Source organism: Nonomuraea basaltis (genome assembly GCF_005893125.1).
In the GTDB taxonomy this organism is placed as follows: domain Bacteria; phylum Actinomycetota; class Actinomycetes; order Streptosporangiales; family Streptosporangiaceae; genus Nonomuraea; species Nonomuraea basaltis.
This window is the reverse complement of sequence record NZ_VCJS01000469.1, coordinates 1-3,189: the sequence shown is the minus strand read 5'-3', so window position 1 is coordinate 3,189 and position 3,189 is coordinate 1. Positions and strand designations below refer to the sequence as shown.

The 3,189-nt window shown below is 67.2% G+C and carries 6 protein-coding genes; 4 read left to right on the top strand and 2 right to left on the bottom strand.

Annotated elements, in window-relative coordinates; all coding sequences use genetic code 11:
* The 4 genes from EJK15_RS68445 to EJK15_RS68430 all read left to right on the top strand — a co-directional run.
* Positions 1-184 (top strand): hypothetical protein (locus EJK15_RS68445; protein ID WP_206062326.1); only part of this gene is annotated, 184 nt, incomplete at its 5' end.
* Between the two features lie 21 nt (positions 185-205).
* Positions 206-454, top strand: coding sequence for a DUF1048 domain-containing protein (locus EJK15_RS68440; protein ID WP_138720794.1), 249 nt, complete (start codon positions 206-208; stop codon positions 452-454).
* Complete coding sequence (locus EJK15_RS68435; RefSeq protein ID WP_138720793.1) at positions 451-1,683, top strand: serine hydrolase domain-containing protein; 1,233 nt, start codon at positions 451-453, stop codon at positions 1,681-1,683. The genes EJK15_RS68440 and EJK15_RS68435 overlap by 4 nt, the downstream gene beginning before the upstream one ends.
* A gap of 13 nt (positions 1,684-1,696) precedes the next feature.
* The gene (locus EJK15_RS68430; RefSeq protein ID WP_138720792.1) at positions 1,697-2,254 is read left to right on the top strand and encodes a DUF1707 SHOCT-like domain-containing protein; all 558 of its coding nucleotides are present in this window, start codon (positions 1,697-1,699) and stop codon (positions 2,252-2,254) included.
* 18 nt (positions 2,255-2,272) lie between these two features.
* On the opposite strand, the gene EJK15_RS77035 is transcribed toward EJK15_RS68430, so the two are convergent.
* Together EJK15_RS77035 and EJK15_RS68420 are read right to left on the bottom strand one after the other, a co-directional pair.
* Positions 2,273-2,821: a TetR/AcrR family transcriptional regulator gene (locus EJK15_RS77035; RefSeq protein ID WP_138720791.1), complete on the bottom strand. Its 549-nt coding sequence runs from the start codon at positions 2,819-2,821 to the stop codon at positions 2,273-2,275.
* Between the two features lie 143 nt (positions 2,822-2,964).
* On the bottom strand, positions 2,965-3,189 hold a 225-nt coding region (locus EJK15_RS68420; RefSeq protein ID WP_138720037.1), incomplete at its 5' end, for a transposase.

Here is a 3,189-nt window from a genome sequence, read left to right as displayed (position 1 = left end):
CGCGGCCTTGGTCCCACCGAAGGCGCTGGATCGGGCCAACGCCGAGCTCGACAAGGCGGGCGTGCCGCTGGACCTGAAGCAGCTCAAGCCCGAGCAGCTTGAGGCGCTCGTGGAGCACCTCGACGAGGCGATCGTGGAGATGGACATGGAGCCCGACGGCCACCTGCGCGTCTTCTGCGAGTAGTCGTACTGCTAACGCCCCCACTTGGCTAGCTACTCTGTGCTGCTATATAGTGGTACTCGGTACTACAAAGTACCAGTCGGACCGGTCGATTTGCTTGACGGGTCTCTGCTCTCCGGGATTGTCGATTTCTTCGAGGAAGGAGTCACGGCAGGAAAGGGTGTCCTGGAACTCATCGGCAACGACGTCGCCGCCTTCTGCGACGATCTGATCAAGGACTCGCGCACCTACGCGGACGTCTATCAAGAATCCATCGGAAGGGCATCAGAATGACAGCCGACGATTTCGAGCACGGTGTAGAGGAAGGCTGGGGAGAACTCGCCGACGCGTTCCGCGCGAACTTCGAGGACCCCGGCGAGGTGGGCGCGGCGTGCTGCGTCTACGTGGGCGGCCGCCCCGTCGCCAATCTGTGGGGCGGCTTGGCCGATCGCGAGGCGAACCGGCCGTGGAGCGAAGACACGATCGTCCATGTCGCCTCCACCACCAAAGGCGCCACCGCGATCTGCGCCCACATGCTGGCACAGCGCGGCGAGCTGGATCTGGACGCCCCGGTGGCCAGGTACTGGCCGGAGTTCGCCGCCAACGGCAAGGACCAGATCAAAGTGCGCTGGCTGCTGTCCCACCATGCCGGTCTCCCGCTCGTCGACGGACCGCTGACGTTCGAGCAGGCGTGCGCATGGCACCCGGTCATCCGCGCGATCGAGGCGCAGAAGCCGCTGTGGCAGCCGGGCACCGAGCACGTCTACCACGCCGTCACCTACGGCTTTCTGGTCGGCGAGCTCGTGCGCCGGATCACCGGCAAGTCACTCGGCACCTTCTTCGCTGAGGAGGTGGCCGCCCCGCTCGGGCTCAGCGCCTGGATCGGACTGCCCGAGAAACACGAGAAACGGGTGTCCAAGCTCCACTTCGCCGCTCCGTTCAGCGTGGAGGAGCTGCTCGCCGGGATGATCGCGGCTACCGGGCTCGATGAGGACACCGTCACCGCCTGGGTCGAATCCATGTGGAGGCCAGGCTCGCTCCAGATTCGCGCCGCTGAGCTCGGCGGCGCGTTGGACAACACCTCCGGGGAGTACATGTTGTCGCGTGCCTGGCGCGCGTCGGAGTTCCCGGCCGCCAACATGATCGCGGACGCGCACTCGCTGGCGCGGATGTACGCCGCCACGGTCAGCGACGTCGACGGGATCCGGCTGCTCGATCCGCCAACGGTCGAGAGAATGACAGTCGTCCAGACCGACAAGACGCGGATGTACGGCCTGCCGCCGGGCCTGAACATCCCGGCCGACCGCTCCTTCAACATGTCCCTGGGATTCTGGCGACCCGGCCCAATGACGCCGATGGTCGGGCCGGGATCGTTCGGCCACCCGGGCTCCGGCGGATCGGTCGCCCTCGGCGACCCCGATGCCGGTGTCGGCTTCTGCTATGTCACCAATCTCTGGAACTTCCGGCCAGACGACCCGCGGGCCTTGAACCTGGGCAAGGCTGTCCGATCCTGCCTTGGTTGAGACAGGAGGCCTGATGCCGACCGATCCGTCCAGCTCACCCGCGCTGCGCGCGTCCGACGCTGAACGCGATCAGACCATCGCAGTGCTGCACGACGCCGTCGCCGACGGCCGGCTGGACCCGGCCGAGTTCGACGAGCGGGTCGACGCGGCGCTGGCCTCTCGCACCGTTGATGCGCTGAGCTCGCTCGTCACCGACCTGATCGGCGCGCCCACCGAGCTGCTCACCATCAAGGAGCGGCACGGCCACGTGCGCCGTGACGGCCCCTGGAGGCTGCCGCACCGGCTCGCGCTGCGCACCGCATGGAGCGCCGTGCTGTTGGACCTGACCCGCGCCGTGCGCAGCGGGCCCGAGCTGGTCATCGAGATGCGGGTGAGCGGCGGCACCGTTGAGTTGGTCCTCGCGCCCGGCATGGTGGTAGACGCCAACGACCTGTCAGTACGGCACGGCGCCCTGGACATCAGCAGCGACGCTGGCGATGACACACCCGAGACGCTGCGCATCCACCTGGCGGGCCGGATGCGGCACGGCAGCATCGTCACCCGATGGCAGGCCCCACCGGCGACCCGCTGATCCAGGGCGGCCGCGGGCCTACTCCTGGGCGCTCAGCGCGGCGCGCACGCCGGGTTCGACGCAAGCGCGGAAGGCGGCGTCGAGTTGCGCGGGCGTGGCGGTGGTCTCGCCGTCCACCCAGGAGCGCAGCAGCGCCATGAATGCCCCCACCACGCCGACCACCAGCAGGTCGAGCGAGGCCGAAGCGCGCCCGCCTGCATCCAGCAGCTCCTTCCTGACCACGGCGGACAGCAGTTGCTCGCCACGCGCGTACACCAGGCCGCCGCCGCGCCTCCCCAGCAGCGCCCGTATGAGCTGCCACCGCTCGTGCACGTGCTCAAGCACCGGCAGGCTGAAGGCGAACAGCTCGCTCGCCCTCCCGGCCGGCTCGGGGTGGAGGAAGCCGAGCTCGTCGAGGTTGCTGAACAGCGCGTCCTGCTTGTCGGTGAAGTGGGAGTAGAAGGTGGAGCGGCCCACGTCCGCGCAGTCGATGATGCCGGTGACGGTGACCGCGTCGTAGCCCTTCTCCAGGATCAGCGTCACGTTTACGAGACCCGCGAGGCCGAGGGGAGGAAGCACGAGCGACATGAAGATGTTCAGGATCTGCCGTACATGGGTGTAAACCTACTGACCGAGACGGCCGTCCTCGGCCAGATAGCTCCAGGGTTCGTCGGCCAATTATCGGGGTCTGGTGCATTTGCTGGGGAGCGGTCACGGTCGGTGATCTCGACTCAGTTCAGCAGTGCCATCTTTCTGAGGAGGTCGTAGTTGGCGCGGCCGAACATGAGCCGTTTCAAGAATTTGATCTTGCATACTTTGCCCTCGACAACGCCTGAGCTGTAAGGGAGCGTGAGTCCGTTCAGGACGGCGGCGTGGTCGCGTTCGAGGCCGTTGGCGAAGGAATGCAGGTAGGGCAGGTCGTCAGCCCGGACGGCGTCGATCCAAGCGTCGAGGCG